25 protein-coding genes are annotated in these 20,748 nt (G+C 51.4%); 12 read left to right on the top strand and 13 right to left on the bottom strand.

Features of this window, described 5'->3' with window-relative positions; translation table 11 throughout:
• Positions 1–104: 104 nt before the first annotated feature.
• The gene (locus J2741_RS08565; protein ID WP_209674858.1) at positions 105–3,635 is read left to right on the top strand and encodes an outer membrane protein assembly factor BamB family protein; all 3,531 of its coding nucleotides are present in this window, start codon (positions 105–107) and stop codon (positions 3,633–3,635) included.
• Between the two features lie 170 nt (positions 3,636–3,805).
• Positions 3,806–5,278, top strand: a complete 1,473-nt coding sequence (locus J2741_RS08560; protein ID WP_209674856.1) for a pyridoxal phosphate-dependent decarboxylase family protein — start codon at positions 3,806–3,808, stop codon at positions 5,276–5,278.
• A gap of 50 nt (positions 5,279–5,328) precedes the next feature.
• Here the strand turns inward: J2741_RS08560 and J2741_RS08555 are convergent, their stop codons facing one another.
• On the bottom strand, positions 5,329–5,997 hold the full coding sequence (locus J2741_RS08555; protein ID WP_209674854.1) for a VIT1/CCC1 transporter family protein: 669 nt from the start codon (positions 5,995–5,997) through the stop codon (positions 5,329–5,331).
• Between the two features lie 267 nt (positions 5,998–6,264).
• Here J2741_RS08555 and J2741_RS08550 point away from each other — a divergent pair, with 267 nt between their 5' ends.
• Together J2741_RS08550 and J2741_RS08545 are read left to right on the top strand one after the other, a co-directional pair.
• A complete protein-coding gene (locus J2741_RS08550; RefSeq protein ID WP_209674852.1) occupies positions 6,265–7,113 on the top strand; it encodes a class I SAM-dependent methyltransferase in 849 nt (282 codons plus the stop codon).
• Positions 7,114–7,210: 97 nt separating this feature from the next.
• Positions 7,211–8,071 (top strand): methanogenesis marker 8 protein, encoded by an 861-nt coding sequence (locus tag J2741_RS08545; RefSeq protein ID WP_209674850.1) that lies wholly within the window; start codon positions 7,211–7,213, stop codon positions 8,069–8,071.
• A 112-nt stretch (positions 8,072–8,183) separates the two neighbouring features.
• Here J2741_RS08545 and J2741_RS08540 read toward each other — a convergent pair whose 3' ends face one another.
• Together J2741_RS08540 and J2741_RS08535 are read right to left on the bottom strand one after the other, a co-directional pair.
• Positions 8,184–9,176: an alpha/beta fold hydrolase gene (locus tag J2741_RS08540; RefSeq protein WP_209674848.1), complete on the bottom strand. Its 993-nt coding sequence runs from the start codon at positions 9,174–9,176 to the stop codon at positions 8,184–8,186.
• A 109-nt stretch (positions 9,177–9,285) separates the two neighbouring features.
• Positions 9,286–9,708, bottom strand: a complete 423-nt coding sequence (locus tag J2741_RS08535; RefSeq protein WP_209674846.1) for a hypothetical protein — start codon at positions 9,706–9,708, stop codon at positions 9,286–9,288.
• Here J2741_RS08535 and J2741_RS08530 point away from each other — a divergent pair.
• The 5 genes from J2741_RS08530 (at position 9,707) to J2741_RS08510 (ending at position 11,876) form a co-directional block, all read left to right on the top strand.
• Positions 9,707–10,066, top strand: a complete 360-nt coding sequence (locus J2741_RS08530) for a hypothetical protein (protein ID WP_209674844.1) — start codon at positions 9,707–9,709, stop codon at positions 10,064–10,066. The genes J2741_RS08535 and J2741_RS08530 overlap by 2 nt on opposite strands.
• A gap of 291 nt (positions 10,067–10,357) precedes the next feature.
• A complete protein-coding gene (locus J2741_RS08525) occupies positions 10,358–10,864 on the top strand; it encodes a (Fe-S)-binding protein (RefSeq protein WP_209674842.1) in 507 nt (168 codons plus the stop codon).
• A gap of 8 nt (positions 10,865–10,872) precedes the next feature.
• Complete coding sequence (locus J2741_RS08520) at positions 10,873–11,232, top strand: DsrE/DsrF/TusD sulfur relay family protein (protein ID WP_209674840.1); 360 nt, start codon at positions 10,873–10,875, stop codon at positions 11,230–11,232.
• A gap of 4 nt (positions 11,233–11,236) precedes the next feature.
• Entirely contained in the window at positions 11,237–11,578 is a 342-nt protein-coding gene (locus J2741_RS08515) for a DsrE family protein (RefSeq protein ID WP_209674838.1), read from the top strand.
• Positions 11,579–11,588: 10 nt separating this feature from the next.
• Positions 11,589–11,876: a hypothetical protein gene (locus tag J2741_RS08510; protein ID WP_209674836.1), complete on the top strand. Its 288-nt coding sequence runs from the start codon at positions 11,589–11,591 to the stop codon at positions 11,874–11,876.
• A gap of 137 nt (positions 11,877–12,013) precedes the next feature.
• Here J2741_RS08510 and J2741_RS08505 read toward each other — a convergent pair whose 3' ends face one another.
• On the bottom strand, positions 12,014–12,775 hold the full coding sequence (locus tag J2741_RS08505) for a hypothetical protein (protein WP_209674835.1): 762 nt from the start codon (positions 12,773–12,775) through the stop codon (positions 12,014–12,016).
• A 45-nt stretch (positions 12,776–12,820) separates the two neighbouring features.
• Between J2741_RS08505 and J2741_RS08500 the strand changes: the two genes are divergently transcribed.
• Entirely contained in the window at positions 12,821–13,174 is a 354-nt protein-coding gene (locus J2741_RS08500) for a hypothetical protein (RefSeq protein ID WP_209674833.1), read from the top strand.
• A gap of 714 nt (positions 13,175–13,888) precedes the next feature.
• Here J2741_RS08500 and J2741_RS08495 read toward each other — a convergent pair.
• From J2741_RS08495 to J2741_RS08475, 5 genes are all read right to left on the bottom strand, one after another.
• Positions 13,889–14,101, bottom strand: a complete 213-nt coding sequence (locus J2741_RS08495; protein WP_209674831.1) for a helix-turn-helix domain-containing protein — start codon at positions 14,099–14,101, stop codon at positions 13,889–13,891.
• Between the two features lie 4 nt (positions 14,102–14,105).
• Positions 14,106–14,540, bottom strand: a complete 435-nt coding sequence (locus J2741_RS08490; protein WP_209674829.1) for a DUF6573 family protein — start codon at positions 14,538–14,540, stop codon at positions 14,106–14,108.
• Between the two features lie 2 nt (positions 14,541–14,542).
• Positions 14,543–14,782 (bottom strand): hypothetical protein, encoded by a 240-nt coding sequence (locus J2741_RS08485; RefSeq protein WP_209674827.1) that lies wholly within the window; start codon positions 14,780–14,782, stop codon positions 14,543–14,545.
• On the bottom strand, positions 14,779–15,174 hold the full coding sequence (locus J2741_RS08480; RefSeq protein WP_209674825.1) for a hypothetical protein: 396 nt from the start codon (positions 15,172–15,174) through the stop codon (positions 14,779–14,781). The genes J2741_RS08485 and J2741_RS08480 overlap by 4 nt, the downstream gene beginning before the upstream one ends.
• A 186-nt stretch (positions 15,175–15,360) precedes the next feature.
• A complete protein-coding gene (locus J2741_RS08475) occupies positions 15,361–16,227 on the bottom strand; it encodes a rhomboid family intramembrane serine protease (protein ID WP_209674824.1) in 867 nt (288 codons plus the stop codon).
• A 623-nt stretch (positions 16,228–16,850) separates the two neighbouring features.
• On the opposite strand from J2741_RS08475, the gene J2741_RS08470 reads away from it, so the two are divergent.
• Positions 16,851–17,090: a hypothetical protein gene (locus J2741_RS08470; RefSeq protein ID WP_209674822.1), complete on the top strand. Its 240-nt coding sequence runs from the start codon at positions 16,851–16,853 to the stop codon at positions 17,088–17,090.
• A 260-nt stretch (positions 17,091–17,350) separates the two neighbouring features.
• Positions 17,351–18,124: a hypothetical protein gene (locus J2741_RS08465; RefSeq protein ID WP_209674820.1), complete on the top strand. Its 774-nt coding sequence runs from the start codon at positions 17,351–17,353 to the stop codon at positions 18,122–18,124.
• 42 nt (positions 18,125–18,166) lie between these two features.
• On the opposite strand, the gene J2741_RS08460 is transcribed toward J2741_RS08465, so the two are convergent.
• The 4 genes from J2741_RS08460 to J2741_RS08450 all read right to left on the bottom strand — a co-directional run bounded on the left by J2741_RS08460 (position 18,167) and on the right by J2741_RS08450 (position 20,718).
• On the bottom strand, positions 18,167–19,459 hold the full coding sequence (locus tag J2741_RS08460; RefSeq protein ID WP_209674818.1) for a hypothetical protein: 1,293 nt from the start codon (positions 19,457–19,459) through the stop codon (positions 18,167–18,169).
• Positions 19,460–19,554: 95 nt separating this feature from the next.
• Complete coding sequence (locus tag J2741_RS08455) at positions 19,555–19,983, bottom strand: hypothetical protein (RefSeq protein WP_209674816.1); 429 nt, start codon at positions 19,981–19,983, stop codon at positions 19,555–19,557.
• A gap of 60 nt (positions 19,984–20,043) precedes the next feature.
• On the bottom strand, positions 20,044–20,166 hold the full coding sequence (locus J2741_RS13045) for a hypothetical protein (protein ID WP_280897444.1): 123 nt from the start codon (positions 20,164–20,166) through the stop codon (positions 20,044–20,046).
• Positions 20,167–20,214: 48 nt separating this feature from the next.
• Positions 20,215–20,718 carry a hypothetical protein gene (locus J2741_RS08450; RefSeq protein ID WP_209674814.1) on the bottom strand — a complete coding sequence of 168 codons (504 nt, stop codon included), beginning with the start codon at positions 20,716–20,718 and terminating at the stop codon, positions 20,215–20,217.
• Positions 20,719–20,748: the final 30 nt, after the last annotated feature.

The following is a 20,748-nucleotide window of genomic DNA, read 5'->3' as shown; positions in this document are numbered from 1 at the left end:
TGCGGGCAATTTTTGGATTGGTCTTCCTTTTAGTTTTTTTTTCAGGTCTATGCGCAACGTGTGTTCCCGGCGTTCATGCGGATTCTCCGGACCGCGCTCCCCTGATGTTCAGGGCTGATCCCTGTCACACAGGGGTTAACGACGACGGGGGGACACGCCCCTCCGGTGCTCTGGTATGGTCCCGTGCGACCGGGGACAGGGTCTATTCGAGCCCTGCCGTTGTCGACGGTGTAGTATACATCGGGAGCGATGACCAGAATCTGTACGCTCTCGATGCAGAGAACGGAGCGGTGGTGTGGAACTATACTACCGGCGGACGGGTCCTCGCAAGTCCGGCAGTCGATAACGGCATCGTGTACTCCGGGAGCTACGATAACAACCTGTACGCTCTCGACAAGAATACCGGGTTGTTGCTCTGGACTTTCCAAACAGGGGGCTGGGTGACCTCGAGCCCGGTAGTGACCGGCGGGGTCGTGTACAGCGGGAGTCTTGGTGACAGGCTCTACGCCCTCGATGCCCACAACGGGACGGAGCTATGGAACGTAACGTTCGGGGAATATCCCTCCATCGATTCGAGTCCCGCCGTATGCAACGGTCTCCTGTACGTTACCGGGGACCAGACGACACTGTATGCCCTCGATGCAATGGACGGCACGGAAATCTGGAACTTCACCACCGGCAGCCCGATCTCTTCGAGCCCGGCGGTCGCGGATGGGATCCTCTACGTATCGAGCTGGGATGGTAATGCCTATGCCCTCGATACCCTCACAGGCCAGGAGATCTGGAGGTCTGCGATAGGGAGCGAAAGCGAGATGGATTCGAGCCCGGCAGTCGCGGATGGCGTGGTCTACATCGGGAGCAACGACAACAACGTATACGCGCTGGACGCCCTGACAGGGGAGAAGATCTGGAACTACACCACGGGCAGTGTGGTCTATTCCAGCCCGACACTCGCCAATGGTATCGTGTACGTCGGAAGCTGGGATCACACACTCTACGCCCTGGATGCCGAAACCGGCGAGCAGATCTGGAACTACCCGACCGGAAGTGTCGTGTATTCCAGCCCGGCGGTTTCCGATGGCCGGGTCTACTTCGGAAGTTTCGACGGAAATGTCTATGCACTCGGCTCCTCACCAGGCACCACCAACCTGATGCTCGGGAAATTGGGCCCCGTTTTCTATGAGAATGCGAGCATGATGGATTATTCTTTGTTCTACCGGAACCAGGGAAATAGTTCCGCGGAGAACGTGGTCCTGAAAGATTTTCTTCCGCCTTCGGTCGAGTATCTGTCCGGATCCGGAAGTCCTGTCTATGATGAAACTGCAAGGACAGTGACGTGGGATCTCGGGAGCATTCCTCCGCTCTCCACCGGCACGCAGTCCCTTACAGTTCGTATTCCTTCATCGGTTGCCTACGGCACGGTCCTGAACAACACCGCAAACATTACCACCAGCACGCCGGAAACCCAATACGGTGACAATATCGCTTCGACCTCGACGACCCTGAAAAGTGCATGGACACCACCGGGTTGCTCGATCACCCCCTCCGTACCGGACCCGTGGGGCACCCCGACGGTGTACTGGCGTGACCCTGTTATGTTCTCTTATAACCAGACCCTCTGCTCCCCCGATACACCGGTGAATATCCTGTTCCATATCGATGACGGCGGACCGGACATCGCCGCACCGATGACCGGGGGACCCCAGTACTGGAATTATACGGCCACCTTCTATCCCCGTTACGGATCAGCCACCGTCACCTACGAGACACCGGGATGCATCATTTCCGGAATCACATTCCCCTTCAAAATCGAGCCCGCGGGATACATCTATGACTCCACCGGGGGGCAGCGGATCGAGGGTGCCGAGGTCTGGCTCCAGTGGCCTGATGATGAGGGGAACTGGGTAAATGTCCCGACAGGACTCGCCACTCCGCCGATGACTCCTGACCAGAACCCGCTCACCACCGGTGAAGCAGGCCTATACCAATGGGACGTGGAGGAAGGGTCCTACCGGGTCTGGGTGGAAGCAGACGGATATTCGCCTGCGGCCAGCACAATGGTGAACAGCCCCCCTCAACTCTCCGGCCTCGACGTCGGGCTCGCGCCCACCACCGGGAAGATCTGGGTGACCTCGACTCCCTTCGGCGCAGCGATCTTCCTCGACGGGAGCGACACAGGCTTTGTCACCTCGCAGGAACTGGCTGGGATCACTGCCGGCGATCATACCGTGGAACTGGTACTTGCAGGTTACATGAATTATACCGGGACTGTGACGGTTACTGCAGGAAAGACGACCACCGTGAATGCCGTGCTGTCTCCCCTCACCCCGGTGGCGAACTTCACCGCGAACGAGACGTTTGGATTTGTCCCGCTGACCGTCCAGTTCATTGATTCATCCACCGGTTCGCCGCCCATGGCATTCCAGTGGGACTTTGGTGACGGGTCACCGAATGCGACCGAACAGAATCCCGTTCACACCTATACCTACAGCGGAACCTACAACGTCACGCTCACCGTGAGCAACAGTGCCGGTTCACACAGTTTCGAACAACCGGGGTATATCCGTGCAATGGAACACCTGCCCCCGATAGGCGGCGGCAAGGCCTATTACCTGGTCCATTCGAACGTCGACGGCGCGGAGGTATACTTCAACGGCGACTGGTTCGAAGGGACCATACAAAATGGCACCCTCCTGGTCGAGACCTGCACTACCTGCACACCGGTATGGACATATACCGTGAAAAAGTGCGGATATTTCGCCCTGACCCAGAATAATACGCGGTACCCTGCAAAGGACGAGGTGGTGGACCTCTGGGCGAACCTCACCGCCCCGAAGGAGCCTTTGATCGCAGATTTCACCGCGAACGTCACGGATGGGGCCGCTCCCCTGACGGTCGGCTTCGAGAGTCGCTCTGTGGGGATTGCACAGGCCTGGAACTGGAGTTTCGGCGATGGAACATATTCCGAAGAGGAGAACCCGGTCCATACCTACACGTCCCCGGGGAGCTATACGGTCAGTCTCCACGAGACCAATACGGCCTGCCAGGACAACACCATGGTCAAGCCGGATTACATCACAGTGGGTGGGCAACCCCTGTTCAAGGCGGACTTCACCGTGAGCCCTGTCACCGGTTCCGCACCCCTGACGGTGCATTGCATAGACAGGTCTGTCGGCAATCCGAGCAGGATCGTATATAATTTCGGGGACGGGTTCACTGCGAAGGGTCCGGACGTAATCTATACCTACCGGTTCCCCGGGACGTATACGATCACCGAGACCATCTCGAAGTATGATCCTGGAAAAATGACTTTCCTGACGAGCGTTGCAAGAAAACCCGGCGCCATTACGGTTTTCCGTGCAATAAGCCCGCCACCGGAAGCAGCGTTCACCGCGTCGCCGATGGAGGGGCCCGCTCCCCTGACAGTCTCCTTTAGCGATGAGTCAAGCGGAAACCCCACCTATTACACGTACGATTTCGGGGACGGGTTCAAATCGACTACCGCACACTCTGTCCATACCTACCGGTTCCCGGGCACGTACAAGGTAACCCTGACCATTCTCCGTATCAATTCAGATTTCGCATCGCTGCAGAGTTCTGTCTCCACCGGTACGATCGTCGTGAACAGGGCATAATTTCATTTTTCATTATCCTGCCGACCGGACCGCCGTGGGAGAATCAGATCCACTCCTGCCCGTGTCCGACCCATATCAAAAAGGATATGCGTTGATTTTTCCTAATTGGAAATTATGCCGGCAGTTCTGTTGGGAATTTCATTGACGACCGGGTCAGGGGAGATACTCCCATGAGCACCCGAGGGCGTGCTCACGAAAAGACCCTGGATCCCGAGGACTGGGACTCCATGCGTGCGCTCGGACACCGGATGATGGACGATGTACTTGATTATATCATTACCCTGCGGGATCGCCCTGTCTGGCAGCATGCTCCACCGGAGATAAAATCCCATTTCAGGCAGCATGCTCCGCCAGAACCCACTCCGCCGGAACGCGTGTACCAGGAGTATCTCGATACCGTCCTTCCCTTCCAGATCGGCAACAGCCACCCGCGCTATTGGGGATGGGTCACGGGATCGGGGACTGTTATGGGGATGTTGGCAGAACTGCTCGCGGCCTCGACCGACGCAGTGAGCGGGGCATTTGCCTATCAGAGCAACAATTATGTCGAGATGCAGGTGCTCGACTGGTGCAAGGAAATGCTCAACTATCCCCGGGAGTCCAGCGGTCTCCTTACCAGCGGCTGCTCCGCATCGAATCTCATCGCCCTGGCCGTCGCCCGGAACACGAGGGCCGGATTCGACGTGCGTACCCACGGTCTCCGGGACACACCTTCCGGGATGACCGTCTATTGTTCGGACGAGGCCCATTCCTCGATCCAGAAGGCCGTAGAACTGCTCGGTCTGGGATGCGATTCATTACGCCGGGTGCCGGTAACGGGATCCCTGCAGATGGACCTTGAAGCACTTAAGTCACTGATCAAAGAAGATCGCAGTGCCGGGCTTCTCCCGCTTTGTGTGGTCGGGGTTGCCGGGACGACCAATACCGCCGCCATCGACGACCTCGATTCCATCGCGGATATCTGTGCGATGGAAAAATGCTGGTTCCACGTAGATGGCGCCTTCGGGGCATGGGCCGCCATCGCTCCCGACTACCGACATCTTGTTACGGGAATGAACCGGGCGGATTCTCTTGCATTCGATCTTCATAAGTGGATGTACCTGCAGTACCCGATCGGGTGCATTCTTGTCCGTGACGCAGACCTGCACCGTCAGGCATTCTCTCTTACCCCGACGTACCTCGCCCATGGGGAAGGCGACCGCGGGTTGACCGGTGTCGATGTTCCATGGCTTTCGGATTACGGTTTTGAGCTCTCGCGAGGCTTCCATGCTCTCAAGGCATGGATGACGATCAAAGAGCAGGGGACCGCCAAGTACGGGCAGGTAATCCAGCAGAACATTGAACAGGCGCATTACCTGGGCACACTCGTCGATGCAGCGCCGGAGCTGGAACTTGCACTGCCGGTCTCCCTCAACATCGTGAATTTCCGGTATGCCCGGCCCGGCATCAGCAAAGAGAGGCTCGATCAGTTGAACAAGCAGATCGAATGTGAACTCCAGGAGCAGGGGATCGCAGTTCCTTCCTCCGTTACTATCCGGGGCAGCAAATACCTGCATGTCGCGATAACCAATCACCGCAGCCGGTGTGACGACTTCGATCTGCTCGTGCGGGAAGTGATCAGGATGGGGAGAGCACTTTCCTGACCGGCCCGGCGGTCCGCAATAATTGGCTTGGTGATGGTGCCCCGGGGATCTCACCACCCGATGAGATATGTGGAATATATCGCGACAGATGAGATGATCGCGATGGTTATCCCCGCCTTCCAGGTATTGAGGCCGAGTTTTCCGGCCCAGACCATTGCGATCCCGCCGAGGAGCACGATGGCGATCGTATGGGATACGAACACCGCCATCCGGACCGTATCGATAAGGAAATAGGGGATGATAACCGGGAAGATGAGCGCAAAGTCGATGAGAAGCGTGGCAATCGCGACTTTCCAGTCCGAAAGGGTCGCAGGGAATTTTTTGTCCGTCACGGGTGTTCCGGCACCGATCATGTCGATCACTCCCGACTGTTCTTCTCCTGTCAGGTTCTCGACCATGGTCCCCTGCAGGGATCTCGCGACTGCATCCCTCTTTTCAGGACTTCCGGGATCGTCCCGGTATGCATTGGCGATGCGGAGATAATCCGCACGGTTCACCAGCCCCCCGTACATCGCGGTCACCCCGTCGATGATCCCCCACGAGACGTTCACTCCAAGCGCCACGATGAGGAGGATGCGGAGCGTACTCTCCGTGGGAGGGAGGCCCGTATTGATGAGCCCGGTGATGATCACCACCATGAACACCCCGTAGAAACATTCCGAGAGCCTGTTCCCGAGAGAGAGGTTCTCCTGTAAGAATGGGATGCCCTTAAATCTCATCCTCTCCTCCTGCCCGTTCATTCCGCAAACCCTGGTCATTTAGCAAGCTGGACAAGATCGCACGCGTTCCATGTACTATTGCAGGTTAAAATTGAATATACCGATCGGCCCGGTCGATTTCTGTGGGCCTTCTTCCGCTGTTCCCGTAAGTCGGGAAATTAGGCCGACAGGATCAGGGACAGCCCGATTTCACCGACCGGATTTTTACCGGATACCATTGCCCCAACAGGTGTAAATAACAGGGGTGCCAGATCTTTCCTCACGATAATGTCCGGGTCCCTGGAGCTCGAACCTACCGCGGCGCTGGTGATGGACTGGGCGAAGGATCTGTACCGAACGGGCATCGCCTCTTCGTTCGTCGCCCGTCTCGACCTCTCGGCAGGACAACGGATGAGGCAGGAATGCGATGCGGTCTGCCCATGGTATCCTGAAGTAATGATGAACCGGAAATGGTTCATACGGCACATTGCCTCGACCATCATCAATTCGAGGGGATTTCCCTGCCAGATCCTTATCCTTGCCTCGGGAAAATCCCCGCTTGCCCTCGAACTCCTCGAGCGCTGCCCGGGGGTGATTGTATCGGTGATTGAGACGGATATTGCGGGGATGGAGGAGAAAGCACGGATCTACCGGGAAGTAGCCCCAACCGCCGCACAAAGGATACGATGCGTCGAGGCAGACCTCTACGACCCCGGGGGGACGAGGGATGCGGTCGCGGATACCGGGGCGTTTTATCCGGACCGGCCCACAATCATCGTATTCGAAGGGATATCCTACTATCTCCCGCCTGAAATCTCTTCCGGAGTCCTGTCCCGCTTCACCTCGAAATCCGGGCAGAACACGGTGATCCTGGACTCGCTGCTCCCCTGCAGGCTGGTCAGGGAAGACCGGCGCTACATCTCCCGGGGGATCTGGTCTATCATCCACCGGGATTGCAATGTCAAAAAAACCGTTACCTACTGCCCGGATGAGATGGTGCGGATGCTCATCTCCGCCGGGGGCGGGCAGGTCCGGCACCACGCGATGAACGAGATGGAGTGGCTCCGGACCGGGGAAAACCGGTATTTCCCCACCGATGGTGACGGCTGGATACGGATATCGACCGCACGGCTCTGAAGACTGCACTCCATTCTCCCGGGTGCGGGAGCGATCAGGGATCGATCCAACACCTCATGACCCTCTATGCCGACTGGTATGTACCGCAGGATGCCCGATGACAGAACACAACGACGAACATATCCTTGAAGCGATCGGCAGGTGCCGGGTGATTATCCGGAACGGCGTGGTGACGGAGGTCGGGGACGCACGGATCACCTCCTGCCCGCTGACAAGAAAATTTGCATTCCCTCTTTCGGCGATCGACAGGGAATCAGTGAAGGCGAATATCGAACACCGGATTCACGCATGGGGGATGTGCACCCCGGGACGGGAAGTCACCGATACCCGGCCGTTCGTCGGGTTCGGGGCTTCGGAAATCCTTAGTTTTGGCCTTTCCGCCGACATGCTCGACGCCGTGGTCCTTGCCTCCGACGGGGCGGGGACCGTTATCGCGACGAACCCTGCGCTCGTGCAGGGTATTGGGGGCAGAATGTCCGGCCTGGTAAAGACGGTTGCCTATCCGGACGTCATCCGGAGGATCAAGGAGAACGGCGGGATAGTACTGGACGAAGTCCACGCCTCCCTGGATCAGTTCTCCGGGGTAGCCCGTGCATACGAAATGGGATACACGAAGGTCGCGGTCACCGTCGCAATCCCTGAAGAGGCTTCGAAGATAAGGGATCGGTTCCCCGGGGCATTCCTGTTCGGGGTGCATGTCACCGGGTTGGATCGCAGGGAGGCGGAGCTGCTGTCGTCGTCGTGCGACCTGGTCACCACCTGTGCGTCCGGGACCATCCGGGAGATCGCGGGGGGCAAAGCCCTGCTGCAGGCCGGAGACACGGTGCCGATATTCGCAATGACCAGGAGGGGAAAAGAAATGATCCTGGAGAAGATCCGGCAGAGTGACGCTCCGGTCCTGGTAAAGACCCCGCGGCTCCCTGCACTTGCCGGGCAACAGCCGGAACCGCTCGTCTGATGGGGCGTTCGGGTGCATCCGGGAAATTCCAGGCCATGGAATTAAAAAGAAATTTCAGTTAAATGCCCGGAACCCGGGTCAATGAAGACCCGGGGCGATTTTAATCTTCCTGTCACACCGTGACCGGTCTCACCAGCTCAGCCATTGCCGCGTTGAATTTCTCTGGTTCATCGACAAACGGCTCGTGCCCGGACTCCTCGAACCATACCAGTTTTTTCGAGGGAGCCGCGAGTGACTCGAAATAGGCCATGCTCGTCTCCGGGGGGACCCAGTGGTCATTGCGGCCCAGGAAAAAGAATACCGGCATCTTCAGAACGGGTGCACGCGCTATCAGGTTAAGGCACGAAACCTCCCTCCACATGGCGTCAAGAGAGAAACGGAACCCACGCACGATGGCCGGCAGATCAAAGACAGAGGCCTCCGGCCCGCCGAGAAGCACCCGTCCCATCTCCCACATGGATCGTATGCCAAGATGTCCTTCGAGCCGTTGCAGCCAGGTACGTTCCGTCATCAGGCTCCGGGAATCGTGCGGAGGCGGGCCGATCGCCTGAAGTGCTCGTTCCGCCTTGCGGTTGCCCTGGCGCTGCGCTTCTGCGAGTGCGAATGAGTACGATAACTTTTCACCCTCCTGCCAGTCTCCGATCTGCCCGCTCCCGACGTAGGCAGAGACTTTTTCCGGAAAACGTGCAGAATAGAGCACGCCGAGCGCAGAGCCCCAGGAGTGTCCGAATAGTGCCACCCGGTCCTGCCCGGTGCGGGTCCGTACCGCCTCGACCAGTTCGTCGAGATCGGAGATGAACTGTTCCACGTTCATCGAAGATCGGGGAATTGTGGGGTCGAACGATTTTCCGGCGCCCCGCTGGTCCCAGCACACGACGGTGAATATCTTCTCAAGCGGGGCATTGAAATGACGGAAAAGACTTGTCTCGGTAAACCCGGGACCCCCGTGCAGAAACACCAGCGGAGGGTTTGTGATGTGCTCGCCCCGCATCATCACCCACTGGTCGATCCCTCCGAGACGGAGGTAGCGGATCTCGGCGATGCTGTCCGGCATCGGCTCGCCGTCGGGTCCACGGAAGGGCGGGGTTCTTCCCGGATGTTTCATTCCAATCCTCTGGTCTCGTTCTTCACGTACCTGGTCTGTCCGGACGAGGTAGCCGAAAGGCTTGCCCTTTCGGGTATGAGTCGCTGGCGCTCTGCAATCGGTCCCACTCCTATTTTTTACGCCCCACGAGGATTGCGAGGATAATCACCAGGAGAATCATGAGAATCCCCGATACGAAGAAAAATGCCGGCTCCGGTTCGACCCGGTCGAGAAATTCCTCATTGCCATCTCCGTGGGGGGAGACGGATATCTGTTGGCGGGCCGTCGCTCCCGAGAGGGGATCGTAGCCGACCAGCATGAACTCCCCGGAGGGCAGTATCCCCATGTCGACCGTTGAACCGTAGGTACACGGATGTTCCGGCTCGCACGCAGGGTTTTCACGAGGAACCGAAAACGAGCCCAGCCTTTCGCCGTCCATCACGTCATACACTTCGACGACAATGTATTCTGGGGGGAGATTTTCCGGGACGTACCCGTTCCAGGTAAACTGTAACGAATACGAAGCGTCCGGGTCCGCAGGATCATCTGACATGTTTAAAAGAAGCGATGGCGAGATTGGGGGCGTCGATGCCACGCAAATGCCGGGAATTACGAGAATGAACAGCGTAGTAAGTATGAAGAATCCTACCCGTCCGGAAAGAACAGGCACCCTCCGGGAAGACCACATAATAATTTATGATACTATTTGTGGGAAGGATAGGTTTTTTGGTTCCCCGGTTCTGTCCGGCACCGGATTACGGGTACTTTCTTGGGTTGTTCGATACCCCCATGAAATAAAAGATGATTTGAACACAAGAACTCAAAGCGCTGACAAATTCAAAATAAATCAGAAGACCCACCTCACGTGGCGCGATCCGGACATATACTTCTCCGGGCGATCAAGTACATAAGAAAGATTTTCCTGGAAAAAAGCCCGTCCTGTGCGGCATACAGACCAAAACCCAATCATTCCATCTTGCGGTATTCTGCGGCAAGCGGCAGAATGAGCCGGATCTTCGCGTCGGTAAATTTTCCGGAGAGATCAGGGAATAGTCCTTCGATCACGGAGGATCTATCGAGGCACTAGCATTTTTGCCAAGGAGCACAAATAGTTGAAGATAAATTACAGGGGCCGTTCAATAATGCGTAGCAATGAACAAGGGGCAGCTGCTCCCTTGACGGGCAAAAATAATTTAGACGTGATGGAATACAGTCGGCTTCTTACCTGCCTCGGAGACCGGAACAAGTTCAGGGTCGTGGCCCGCCTCACCCCGCCACCCTCGCATCTCCTGGCCACAATGGACCCTTATTTTGATAAATCCACGTATTCAAAGAAGATGAATGCCCTCCTGGTCAAGAGCGAGAACACGCTTATCACCGTATATACCTCGGGGATCGTCACGATGACCCGGTTAAACAGCGATGACCACGGCAGGGAGATCCTGGGAGATGTCGTTGCCATGATCAACAGGGTCCGGGAGAAGGGTTCGGATGAACCCGCACCCCGCCCTACCCGGAACCCGGTCGATCCCATGGAGATCAACGAATCCCTCCCCCACTCGAACTGCGGGAAATGCGGGTTCAAGAGCTGTTTTTACTTCGCGACGATGCTTGCGTTCGAAGAAACCTGCCTGGAAAAATGCACACCACTCCATGAAGACGGCTATGCCTCCAACCGTGAAACGGTGAGTTCCCTGATCGGCAGGTGATTTTTCCCATGAAAACGCTGACGATCCTGCTGACCGACGGCCCCTATATATCGGAGTGTGCTGAAATTGCGTACCGAATCGCTTCCAAAGCCCTGAAGAACTACAGGGTGAACATCTTTCTCTACCTCGATGCCCTCCATATTCCCAAGCTGCACCAGAACCCCCAGGCAGTGGCGAACATGGGGAACCTCTTTATCGACCTTGCGGAGCACGGTGCCCGGATCCGGGGCTGCCCGCGCTGCGGTATGGCCCGGGGGTACCAGACAGAGAATAACTGCGAATACCCTGACCTGATCGAGATATCCAGTCTCTACGACCTTCAGGAAATGATCGCGGAGAGCGACAGGGTAATCTCCATTACCAGGTGATTCCATGAATTCGGTTATCCAGTTAGTCGATGTATCCCCGTATGGTACAGAGAAGGCCTACGGCGTGCTCCACGCCGCGATCGTCTGTCTTCCTTTCGGTTCTACGGTCGGGCTGTACGGGGACGGCACCTACCTGGCCCTGCATGGCCAGCAATCCATAAACCCCACGACCCCGAACCTAAGCTACTACATCTATGCCTATCCCGAGATCCGGGTGATTGCGCACGGGCCGTCAATGGAAGAGCGGGGGCTTTCGGATTTGAAGCTGATTGAACTTATCGAAGTTTTGGACGATGATGCGTTCATGGCAGAACTGCAGAAATTCGACCACGTCCTGTTCCTGTGAGGGTATGGTAATGACCGATCTTTTTATGCTCAGTAAACCTCCCGGATCGACCCGGGCGAAACTCTGTTTCGAATTCATGAAACGCTCCGATGACCCCGTCCTGTACCTCTTTTGCGACGGCGTGTTCCACCTCATAAGGAAACAGGAGATCCCAAAAGCAAGAGTGGTGGTCTGCAGGGACGATGCCCTGACGAGGGGGGTGCCGATGGAGGATGACGGCGGGTATGGGCAGGACGAATTCTACGAGCGTATGGTCCACGACATGATGGAAGACGCGGACCACGTCTACAGCTTCTGATCCAGCCTCGATATAAAATACCCTCAAAAAATTTTTAAAAAACGACAAAGCCCCAGCCGTGAAGCAGGAAATGGAGTTCAAATCACTCGGGAATTGTGGACCGCGCGAGTGATGTTTCAATTAATATTGTTATGATTTTAAGAGTTACAGTTCCCATCTGAAAATGTTTCATTTGGTTCAATCATATTATTTTTAGTCAATTCGTCCAATTTCTTTCCTACCGAGAACCGAATTAATGGTGTAATTCTATTCCATCGAGTTACATCTGAATTGTCAGGATTATTATAATCCGCTAAACTTTTACCGAGAATCGAATTGCAATGATATTGTCCAATAAATATCTTTTTTTTGGCGTCTTTTACCTCATAATAACATAGGTCACCGTCAGATAACCTTAGTTTATTTCTCTGCCCATGTCCAAAAATCCATAAATGCGTTGTTTTTGGATCGCAAATTACTTTCTGGGCATTCTCTCTTGAATCCACCTCATATATCTTATAATTAAGGGGGAGAGGATTGTTTCTAAATCTGTTTATTAAAATATCTATTCCATCCATATTAGAGCGAATTTTTCTATTTTCATCATTGAAAGGCTTTCGATAAGCTATGATTATAGCATGGTGAAAATTTTGATTATTGTATTCAGGATATTTTTGTACTAATTTTATCGTATCTGTTGCCTTTTTCACATAAAAAATTAGAGCTAGAAACGAGAGAAATACCGGTATTCCTAACCCTATCGCCAGACTTAGAAAATAATTTCCTAAAGTTATTAAGAAAACAATAAAAAATGGAGGAAAAATAATGACTGATACCAATGACCCTACTTGAATAATCATCTGGACTATTTGTAGCAACTCAATAATCAGATTTTTACAATCATTTGCCATAGGGGACATATTTTCCAATACATTTTTCAATAACCTATCATTAATTAAATGCCCATGTCAGCTAGGGCCAAGTGGGGTTTGTATTATGCAGAGTTAAATGGAGATATCGTTATTCCAATGAATTCGACAAAGGATTATGGGGAGGGGCAGGTGAATGAAGAGAAAATTAAATCCGAGATTATTCCTTTAATCCAAGAGAAAAATCTCCAACTACCAATTTTAATAAAGACCTATTTTAGTAAAAAACCATCTGGACTGGGCACTATAACCAGAGAAGGGAAACCCGCATTCGAAACGGCATATCCAATTCGAGAACAGTTTACTTATTTAATAAACTCCCAATTTGAAATTCTAGACGTTAGGGATAAAAATATAGGAAATCTGGAGGAATTTTCGCCTAAAACTTAGTTATTTTTTCCTCATACCAATGCCTTTTTCATGTCATTGGAACCCATTCAACCCATTTATGCATCCGGTAAAAGATTTATCTCATTGGTTCTTTAAAAATAATTATGGGTATTTGTAGCGCGTGTAATGGGACCGGTAGAAAATATGATATGACACATGGCTTAGTTGAATGTGAAGCGTGTGGTGGAACCGGCAAAAGGGGAAGACCTAGGAAAAAACATCCTGACTATGAGGAAGAGGAGACCTTTTTCTGATTATTCCTATTTAATTTATAAGACGCCCCACCATGTTCGCTCCAGTCGCCGGTCCGCTCCTCCTGGCGTCCGGTGCTCCCGCTCTCCCTGCACTCACAACGTGGGGCTGCTTCTCCCGGTTCACCCCGATAGGATGACGGCCATGCTCGCTTATTCATTCGCTTCGCATCGCCTGCCTTCTCACTCCTCGCAGACTGCTCCGCAGACTGCTCGTCGCTGAGTCGCCGCCTCCCGCTCCCGCTCGCGGCTCCTTCCAGGGCTCCACGGGCCTTCCGCCAGGCGACACTGCGCTCCGCTTCGGTCCCCTATCGCTCCGATTGGAGCGAAACCAACGGGATGGTCCTAATCCAAAGGAGAACGGAAAACCTCTTTGCGGGTGAAAATCCAAGAATAATGCGACCGGGTCGCGACCGGTGTTCTCATTGACGTAGGACTCATGGTGGCACCGGAGATCTCCCGGTCACGTTTCATTCTCCTCTGCAAACCGCCTGAGCTGTTCCCCTGTTATCCGGTATTCGTTTCCTATCTTCACCGCTTTCAGTTTCTTTGCTTTAATCAGTTCGCGCACCGTTTTGATATGAACATGAAGGATATCCGCCACCTGGTCCGTGGTATAAAAAATTGGGGCGGATATTATATCATCCCCGGTTTTCTCTGGCATCGGTTCTTCCATTGAGTTAGTCCTCCCCGGGGAGCATAATGGTAATCACTGGCTCCCCTTCATCTCCCGGTCCACATAGTGCTTTCAGCGTGATCAGTTGCTCTCTGGGCTCGCTCGAGAGCAGGATCTGACCCCGTTCTGAATACTCATTCATCAGGAGGAACGCGATCCGGAACAGGACCTTTGAAGAATTGCGGGACCGGGCTGCTGCCCGGCTGAACATCCACAGCAGGTCCCAGGTCCTGCCCTCGACGCTCTGGCCCGGTAACTCGTCCAGGTCCTCGGGGCAGAGGTAGTCCCATACCGCCTGGGTAACTGCGACCGGGACCCTGATGCCTACTTCCTTGAGGAGGTCCTCGGGGATTTCGACCAGGACCCCGTCCCGGATGGCATCGGCACGGGTGTAGGCAAAGATGATCTCATCGTTGGAGAAAGGGGTGGTGAGGTCCATACCTACAGATCCCCCTGTATTCCGATGCGGAATGTCTGTTCTTCGCTCAGGTACATCTCGCGAGACAAGGACCAGATCTCACTGATGATTGCATAATCGAGGACCTGCTCGATAGTAAGGTCGTGCTCAAAGCGCCGGTTATATTCTTCCCGGATGGCATCAAGCCATTCGAGATTGGTAGTGGTGAAAGTCACCACCCGGGGCTGGCGCCCATTGCTTTGCACTATTACCTGGGCACTCATGCCGAGGCCTCCGCGGTCATTCCTGCCGGGCAGGAGGAGGGTGCATCCGCAGCGGGTGCTTCCTTTTCCAGCATTATCGCCACGTGGGCGTATTTCCGGGTGCCGTTCAGCAACCCCTTCACCTGGGCGAGGGGTGAGACATACCGGAAGCCGTTGATATGGAAGACGACCGACTTCCCCGACCTAGCCATCCAGGCCCGGCCGACCTTCTCGGGAGATCCGCATGTCTGGATGATGTCCGCCATGTTATAGACGTCCACCGGGTAGTGGTCGAGGAGCTGGGACACATCGGACCGTGCGATCACGGCCTGCATGGTCTTGATGTCGATGCGGAGTACTCCATCGGACTGCTTCACGCTGCCGATGTGGCTGAATATAGTTGTAGGACTCATGGTGTTTGTCACCACATAGTCTTGGACTGGAGTTATAATATAAGGTCGCCTCGCGGTGTGAAAGTAATACAAAGTTATTCTTAATGCAATCATAAGGTAAGTTCACAGGGGTTAATTTCTCCCATCCATCATGTTTCTGGAAGTTCTATTGGGTGTCGTTTAATCTAAAAAAATGAAAAACCTAGATCAGCACCTTAACCATGAAAAAGAAGTATTCTGTGATAAAATAACAAGTGAATAGGATACAAATAATCCAAAAACAAGACCAACGTAGTGCGTTTCAATAGCCGTACGGCCTCCTAAAGATACTAACTGTTGCGGGAAAAAGAAACCAATAAAAATGGTATAAATCAATAAAAAGAGCATTAATGAAAATAATGTTAAAATGAATAACTTTTTGGAATCCAATGCTTGGCGGATATGATAGATATAAAAGAATATAACAATGAAAAGAGCCAAAAGAGAGGCAATATATATTCCCATTAAAAATGGGGAGATATCCATTGTTTTATAAGTATCTTGGAAAAAAAAGACTATGTAAATTAAGAAAAAATAAAAGTATTCTTGAAATAACAACGATTTTCCAGTGTATTTACTAAATGATAATATAAAAAACACAGGTACTATCCCTAAAAGGGCTGCAATTACCCCAGAGCTTCCACATTCATAAGATGACGGAAATAAACCATTAAGGAAAAAAACCTTTAAAATTCCCCATATCGGAGGGAAAATAAAAATTGATAGTAACACTAGTATGAGGAAAATTTTTAAATTTTTTGATAATAATGCAAAAATTAAACCAAAAATTATTGCAATAAAATATGTCTCGAGGTTGTTTTGGAGATGAGTTAAATCATTATGAACAAAACTATGGGTGAAATATTGCCATATTTGAGTATTATTTACACTTAATTTCAATGATGTTTGGACGTTTTCTGGAACGTTATAGAAAATAATTGACCAGACCAAAGGTAAAATGAAAATTATGACCAATAAAAGTGTCAAAATTTTAAATGAATTGTTACATTTTAAATAGTCTAATAAGTTATTCATTGAATTTTTTCTTGATTTTTTATCTATATTAAAATTTTTAAATAATTTCAACCATTTTATTTAGTTTTTGCCCGAAGGGCTATATCCTCTTCACTGCCTCTCCCCTGGAGAGGAGGAGCCTGGCCCAGAGGGTGCGGAGAGAGGGGGATACTCGCCTATCCCCCGGCGCGACGCAAGGGCGGGGGAGTGGGAATCTGGCGACCGTAGGGGAGCCGGGCGGGCCACAGCGGCCCGAGCGACCAGAGGGAGCGAGTCACCGAGCGTCGAGATCCAGGACACAGCGACGAGCAGTCTGTGAAACAGTCTGTGAGGAGCGAGACCCTGCAGCCGGCGGGAGAGGAGCCTGTGACGAACTCGCGGGCGTCATCTGACACCTAGGAAGGGAGGAAAGGCAGGCCCGATGTGTGAGCGGAGTGGAACGAAGGAGCACCGGACGCGAGGAGGAGCGGACGAAGCGAAACGGAGACGAACACTACGGGCCGTTATGCCTCGATAATGTTGCAGTTACATTAAATTTGAGGGGGGTTTGCCCCTCAATGCATGCAAAAGAGACGCTCCGTCTTTTTGTACGAGGACGGTGCGACAAGACAGGTTCTTCGTGGTGTGTTTTCAATATGATTCGTATGGAGGGTGAAACTGAACTTCCCTGGTCCTGGGTTCCGGTCCATCTGGGAGCAATCACTATTAACCTCTGGATGGGCTACCTGATTGCGATTTACGGGGCGATTTACCGTTCTCTCGGAATAATGAACGTTCCCCTCTTTGTTGTTTTAATCTCGTTTTGGCTGTTGTTGTTTGTAATCCTGATATTCACGCTCCTTTACTGGTCATTTTATGGCGATGGGGTTCATATTCCGTCTTGAACTCAGCGACGAGCAGTCTGTAAAACAATCTGCGAGGAGCGGGAATGGCAGACGATGCGAAGCGAATGCTTGAGCGAGCATGGCCTTCATCATATCAGGATGAACCGGTAAAATCAGCCCCACGTTGTGAGCGAATGGAGAAGGGAGCACCGGACGCCAGGAGGAGCGGACCAGCGACCGGAACGAACATTGGGGGGATGTTATTCATATGCTTCGTTTAAGGAAAAGTTTCATGCGATTTTCGAAGAATATGCATATTTATGAGCGATATTGAGCCAATCGATTGGCGAGTCCAAGCTTATTTAAGGGTTACGGGTGTCTTTCCGCCCCCGGTGCCCGGGAAACCGTCATTTATTCCAGGCGAAATTGCTTATGTTAATACCGTTTCTCGTGACTCTAATGGTGAATTAATTGGATTTATCACCCCGGCTCCATTCAAACTAGCAATGGATATTGCGATTAATTCTGCAATAAAGGCAAAAAAATTACGGAAAACTATTGCTTTTCAAAACAATCCGTATGGCACGGGGAAAAACGTTGCAAACGAAAATTTACCTCATCTCTACGATTTTTTTGAGTACTGTATGATCGCGGTTACATTTACTCTTCAATCGATTGACACATATTGCAACAGCGTCATTGAGCGAAAAGTGACGAAAACTTTTCCAATAAAAATAAAAAATAAAATTAAGAATTATAATGCATTACAACTGCAGAGCGACTGGATTTCTACAGATAAAAAGATATTAGAAATATTACCAAAATTACTATCACAGAAACCAATAAATAATGAAAACCCGGGATTGTGGAATGAATATCTAACAATAAAAGAAATACGCAATAATATTTTGCATCTAAAGTCCCAGAAGGCATATCCTAAAAATAAAACCAAAGAACAATCCTTATTTTACGAATTTTTAAGTTTGGATGTAAAGAAAATTGCATTTATAGGAATAAATATGCTTGAATATTTCGAAAAGAACCAGGGAAATGGGCCTTGGTTTAAAGTAGCATATCAAAAACTTTCTGAATAGTATTTAATCGATAAATATTACCAGAAATATCAATAAAAAACATCAAGGAAACTCAATCTGTCGATAACCTATTGATCTTTTGATATATTTACCATGGTAATTCAAAACCGACAATAAGATTCTGATTAAAAGATTCTGGGCCCTGAAAGTTAATTCCAGAGGGTTCTTTTCAGATTTAAATTGTCCGTTATGGACAATTTCATTTCTTATCGAAACAAGATTCATATCATCATCATCAAAAGGGATAGAGAATGCAGAAAGTGCAAGGCGCATTTTATCTTTTAAGTCTGGATGCGGAAATGCAACTTTAATGGCAAGTTCTTTCATGACTGATTCTTCAATTTTTATTTTCTTTTTATCGAAGAATTGTTGAATTATTTTTTCATTTCTTTCGATTGAACGCCTGGGAATCACACCTTGTCCTAAACTCTCGAAATCACTGCAAAAGGTTTCAATCCCGGTGAAGGAAATCAAAAATTTTAACTCTAATGCAATTAAGGGCGAATTTGCATTAATTACGAAATATATCAATGCATTCAAATCTAAATTATCGCGGTATTCATGATATCTTGGAATAGAATGCTTCAAGAATTCTTCTAAATTACAAGGTATTGGATGATTAATAGGTAAAATAGGAATCGAATTTGAGAAATTCACATCATGTCGACAAAGCAATTCTGTAAAAAAAATATCTCCATTGGATAAATAGTAATCACGATAAATTACAAGAACCTCGTTTGAAACGGCGAAAGATAATAAGTGAGTAATATCCTCTATTAGCTCTTCTCGAGATTCTCGATTGCCTAATGTTACTGGAACGATTATTTCTGCGGTCACGTTTGCTATTTGAGAATTTTTAATTTCTTTAATCACATGATCGTAATTGTTAATTCTCTGAATCTGAAGGACAAAATCCTCAAATTTTAGATCAACTGTATCAAGAACAGCCTTATCATCTTTCTTTCTGTAATAACAACCGAAAAATTCTAAATTAGTGATTCCATTTCTAGCAATTCCAGCATCAAAATCTCCATATTTAGATCTAAGAATAATAGAGCTCGAAACTAGCAGTTTATTTAATTCAATAGTGGCTAATTCATCGATGGTGATGAAATACTCGGAATCTTCAATAATTCCAATCATTGAAAAATACGTGAAATTAGGTGATGAAAAATCTTGGAGTATTCTCGTATGAGCTTTGCTCAAATCGCATTGTATTTCTGCTGAACCATTTGAAAAAAAATGGAGATGAAAATATGAAATTATTTTCAGTGGCTTACCTTCCTTTAAAGTAAATAAGCCCCATCCCTCATAATTTCGGAGCAATATTTTCATATTAAGATATTACTATTCATTAAAAAATATTTAATTATATTCGGCAAGGCGACAGTAAATGAATAGTGAATTCCTGTAGAGAGAAAAAGGGATATTCACCCCCCTTTCCCACCTCCCTTCAGTAACCCGTACTCGATCTCGTAGTAGCACCCGGGCACCGAGATTAGGTACTGGATCTTCTTCTGCCCTTCGGCATCCGCGATCTGCTTCAGCAGCGATGCCTGGTCCTCGGGCGAGTGCCCGCAGATGACCCACTTCTTCGTCTCGTCGGTCATCTTCCAGGACCTGGCCGCCACTTCGGGCGGGGCCTTGACCACCGACTCGTCTTCCGGGTCGAAGAACGAGATCACATTGTCCTTCAGCGCTTCCGTTTCCCACTGCCGGGCCTCGGCCAGGTCCCGCTCGATAAGGGCCTCGTCCTTGGCGTCCACCGCAACGAGTTTCTGCCGGTGCTGCCAGAAGGCGACCACGGCCGCTGCGAGGGCGAGAAACAACTCGAAAATCTGGACTAAATCCTGCTCCATGATAAAACTCCCGGGAGGGGCGGGCCGTCGCATGGCGATGAAGGGAAAGCGGGAAAGAGTTCACCGCTTCCCCAGGTTCTGTTCCAGCCGGTCGTGCATTCCTGCGATGAGCCGGAGGATGATGAACAACATCAGGAGCCCTCCGAAGCTCATCCCGAGGAGGAACATGATCATCTCGTTCATGGCCCTCCCTCCCTGTGAGGAAATTGGTTATTCTCGGTCCGGTCCTGATCAGGCCAGGGCGGGCACGGTGTCGGCCCAGGTCTCCACGGCCGTCAGAATGGCGTCGTCGCTGTAGGAAGAGACGGTGACTCGGTCCCGGGTGAACGCCACGTAGTAGATCTCCCCGGAAGCGTCGTGGCACTTCAGGGTGCAGGAGAAGCTGTCCCGCTCGGCGTCGCGGACGGGGTCTCCACCCATTGCGGCGGTGAGCGCCTCGTTTGCCAGGAGCTCGGTGATGCTCGCGGAAAACCCGGCGATGGTCTGGGCCCGGGCGGTCACGTAGCCTACGGTGTCTGCCTCGTTGTCCTGGTAGATGATACGGGCGGTGTAGGCGTCCTTGCTCCGCATGACGGGGTCCTGCTGCACGTCGTTCTGGATGTATGCGGTACATTCCCACGGGTTGTCCGTGAGGACCGCCTGGATGATGCCGTTGAACGTATTGACGTCCGCAATTGGGACGGCAAGTTCACGCACTGCGGTCTTGGTGTTGTTGGTCTGGACAAAATCTGCCATTGCTGATACTCCAGCCCCGATTTGGGGCTG

Source organism: Methanolinea mesophila (genome assembly GCF_017873855.1).
Lineage (GTDB): Archaea > Halobacteriota > Methanomicrobia > Methanomicrobiales > Methanospirillaceae > Methanolinea_B > Methanolinea_B mesophila.
Note: the sequence above shows the minus strand (reverse complement) of the source record. Positions and strands in the feature narration are given on the sequence as shown.

What these genes read in the sequence shown, in the direction of transcription:
- J2741_RS08505 (WP_209674835.1), bottom strand. Translation starts at nt 12,775, where the DNA reads ATGTCCCCTATGGCAAATGATTGTAAAAATCTGATTATTGAGTTGCTA.
- J2741_RS08460 (WP_209674818.1), bottom strand. Translation starts at nt 19,459, where the DNA reads ATGAAAATATTGCTCCGAAATTATGAGGGATGGGGCTTATTTACTTTA.
- J2741_RS08550 (WP_209674852.1), top strand. Translation starts at nt 6,265, where the DNA reads ATGTCCGGGTCCCTGGAGCTCGAACCTACCGCGGCGCTGGTGATGGAC.
- J2741_RS13045 (WP_280897444.1), bottom strand. Translation starts at nt 20,166, where the DNA reads ATGAACGAGATGATCATGTTCCTCCTCGGGATGAGCTTCGGAGGGCTC.
- J2741_RS08520 (WP_209674840.1), top strand. Translation starts at nt 10,873, where the DNA reads ATGAAAACGCTGACGATCCTGCTGACCGACGGCCCCTATATATCGGAG.
- J2741_RS08555 (WP_209674854.1), bottom strand. Translation starts at nt 5,997, where the DNA reads ATGAGATTTAAGGGCATCCCATTCTTACAGGAGAACCTCTCTCTCGGG.
- J2741_RS08480 (WP_209674825.1), bottom strand. Translation starts at nt 15,174, where the DNA reads ATGAGTCCTACAACTATATTCAGCCACATCGGCAGCGTGAAGCAGTCC.
- J2741_RS08485 (WP_209674827.1), bottom strand. Translation starts at nt 14,782, where the DNA reads ATGAGTGCCCAGGTAATAGTGCAAAGCAATGGGCGCCAGCCCCGGGTG.
- J2741_RS08455 (WP_209674816.1), bottom strand. Translation starts at nt 19,983, where the DNA reads ATGGAGCAGGATTTAGTCCAGATTTTCGAGTTGTTTCTCGCCCTCGCA.
- J2741_RS08560 (WP_209674856.1), top strand. Translation starts at nt 3,806, where the DNA reads ATGAGCACCCGAGGGCGTGCTCACGAAAAGACCCTGGATCCCGAGGAC.
- J2741_RS08515 (WP_209674838.1), top strand. Translation starts at nt 11,237, where the DNA reads ATGAATTCGGTTATCCAGTTAGTCGATGTATCCCCGTATGGTACAGAG.
- J2741_RS08465 (WP_209674820.1), top strand. Translation starts at nt 17,351, where the DNA reads ATGAGCGATATTGAGCCAATCGATTGGCGAGTCCAAGCTTATTTAAGG.
- J2741_RS08535 (WP_209674846.1), bottom strand. Translation starts at nt 9,708, where the DNA reads ATGTCAGATGATCCTGCGGACCCGGACGCTTCGTATTCGTTACAGTTT.
- J2741_RS08510 (WP_209674836.1), top strand. Translation starts at nt 11,589, where the DNA reads ATGACCGATCTTTTTATGCTCAGTAAACCTCCCGGATCGACCCGGGCG.
- J2741_RS08500 (WP_209674833.1), top strand. Translation starts at nt 12,821, where the DNA reads ATGTCAGCTAGGGCCAAGTGGGGTTTGTATTATGCAGAGTTAAATGGA.
- J2741_RS08495 (WP_209674831.1), bottom strand. Translation starts at nt 14,101, where the DNA reads ATGGAAGAACCGATGCCAGAGAAAACCGGGGATGATATAATATCCGCC.
- J2741_RS08470 (WP_209674822.1), top strand. Translation starts at nt 16,851, where the DNA reads ATGGAGGGTGAAACTGAACTTCCCTGGTCCTGGGTTCCGGTCCATCTG.
- J2741_RS08530 (WP_209674844.1), top strand. Translation starts at nt 9,707, where the DNA reads ATGTTTAAAAGAAGCGATGGCGAGATTGGGGGCGTCGATGCCACGCAA.
- J2741_RS08540 (WP_209674848.1), bottom strand. Translation starts at nt 9,176, where the DNA reads ATGAAACATCCGGGAAGAACCCCGCCCTTCCGTGGACCCGACGGCGAG.
- J2741_RS08545 (WP_209674850.1), top strand. Translation starts at nt 7,211, where the DNA reads ATGACAGAACACAACGACGAACATATCCTTGAAGCGATCGGCAGGTGC.
- J2741_RS08475 (WP_209674824.1), bottom strand. Translation starts at nt 16,227, where the DNA reads ATGAATAACTTATTAGACTATTTAAAATGTAACAATTCATTTAAAATT.
- J2741_RS08490 (WP_209674829.1), bottom strand. Translation starts at nt 14,540, where the DNA reads ATGGACCTCACCACCCCTTTCTCCAACGATGAGATCATCTTTGCCTAC.
- J2741_RS08565 (WP_209674858.1), top strand. Translation starts at nt 105, where the DNA reads ATGTTCAGGGCTGATCCCTGTCACACAGGGGTTAACGACGACGGGGGG.
- J2741_RS08525 (WP_209674842.1), top strand. Translation starts at nt 10,358, where the DNA reads ATGGAATACAGTCGGCTTCTTACCTGCCTCGGAGACCGGAACAAGTTC.
- J2741_RS08450 (WP_209674814.1), bottom strand. Translation starts at nt 20,718, where the DNA reads ATGGCAGATTTTGTCCAGACCAACAACACCAAGACCGCAGTGCGTGAA.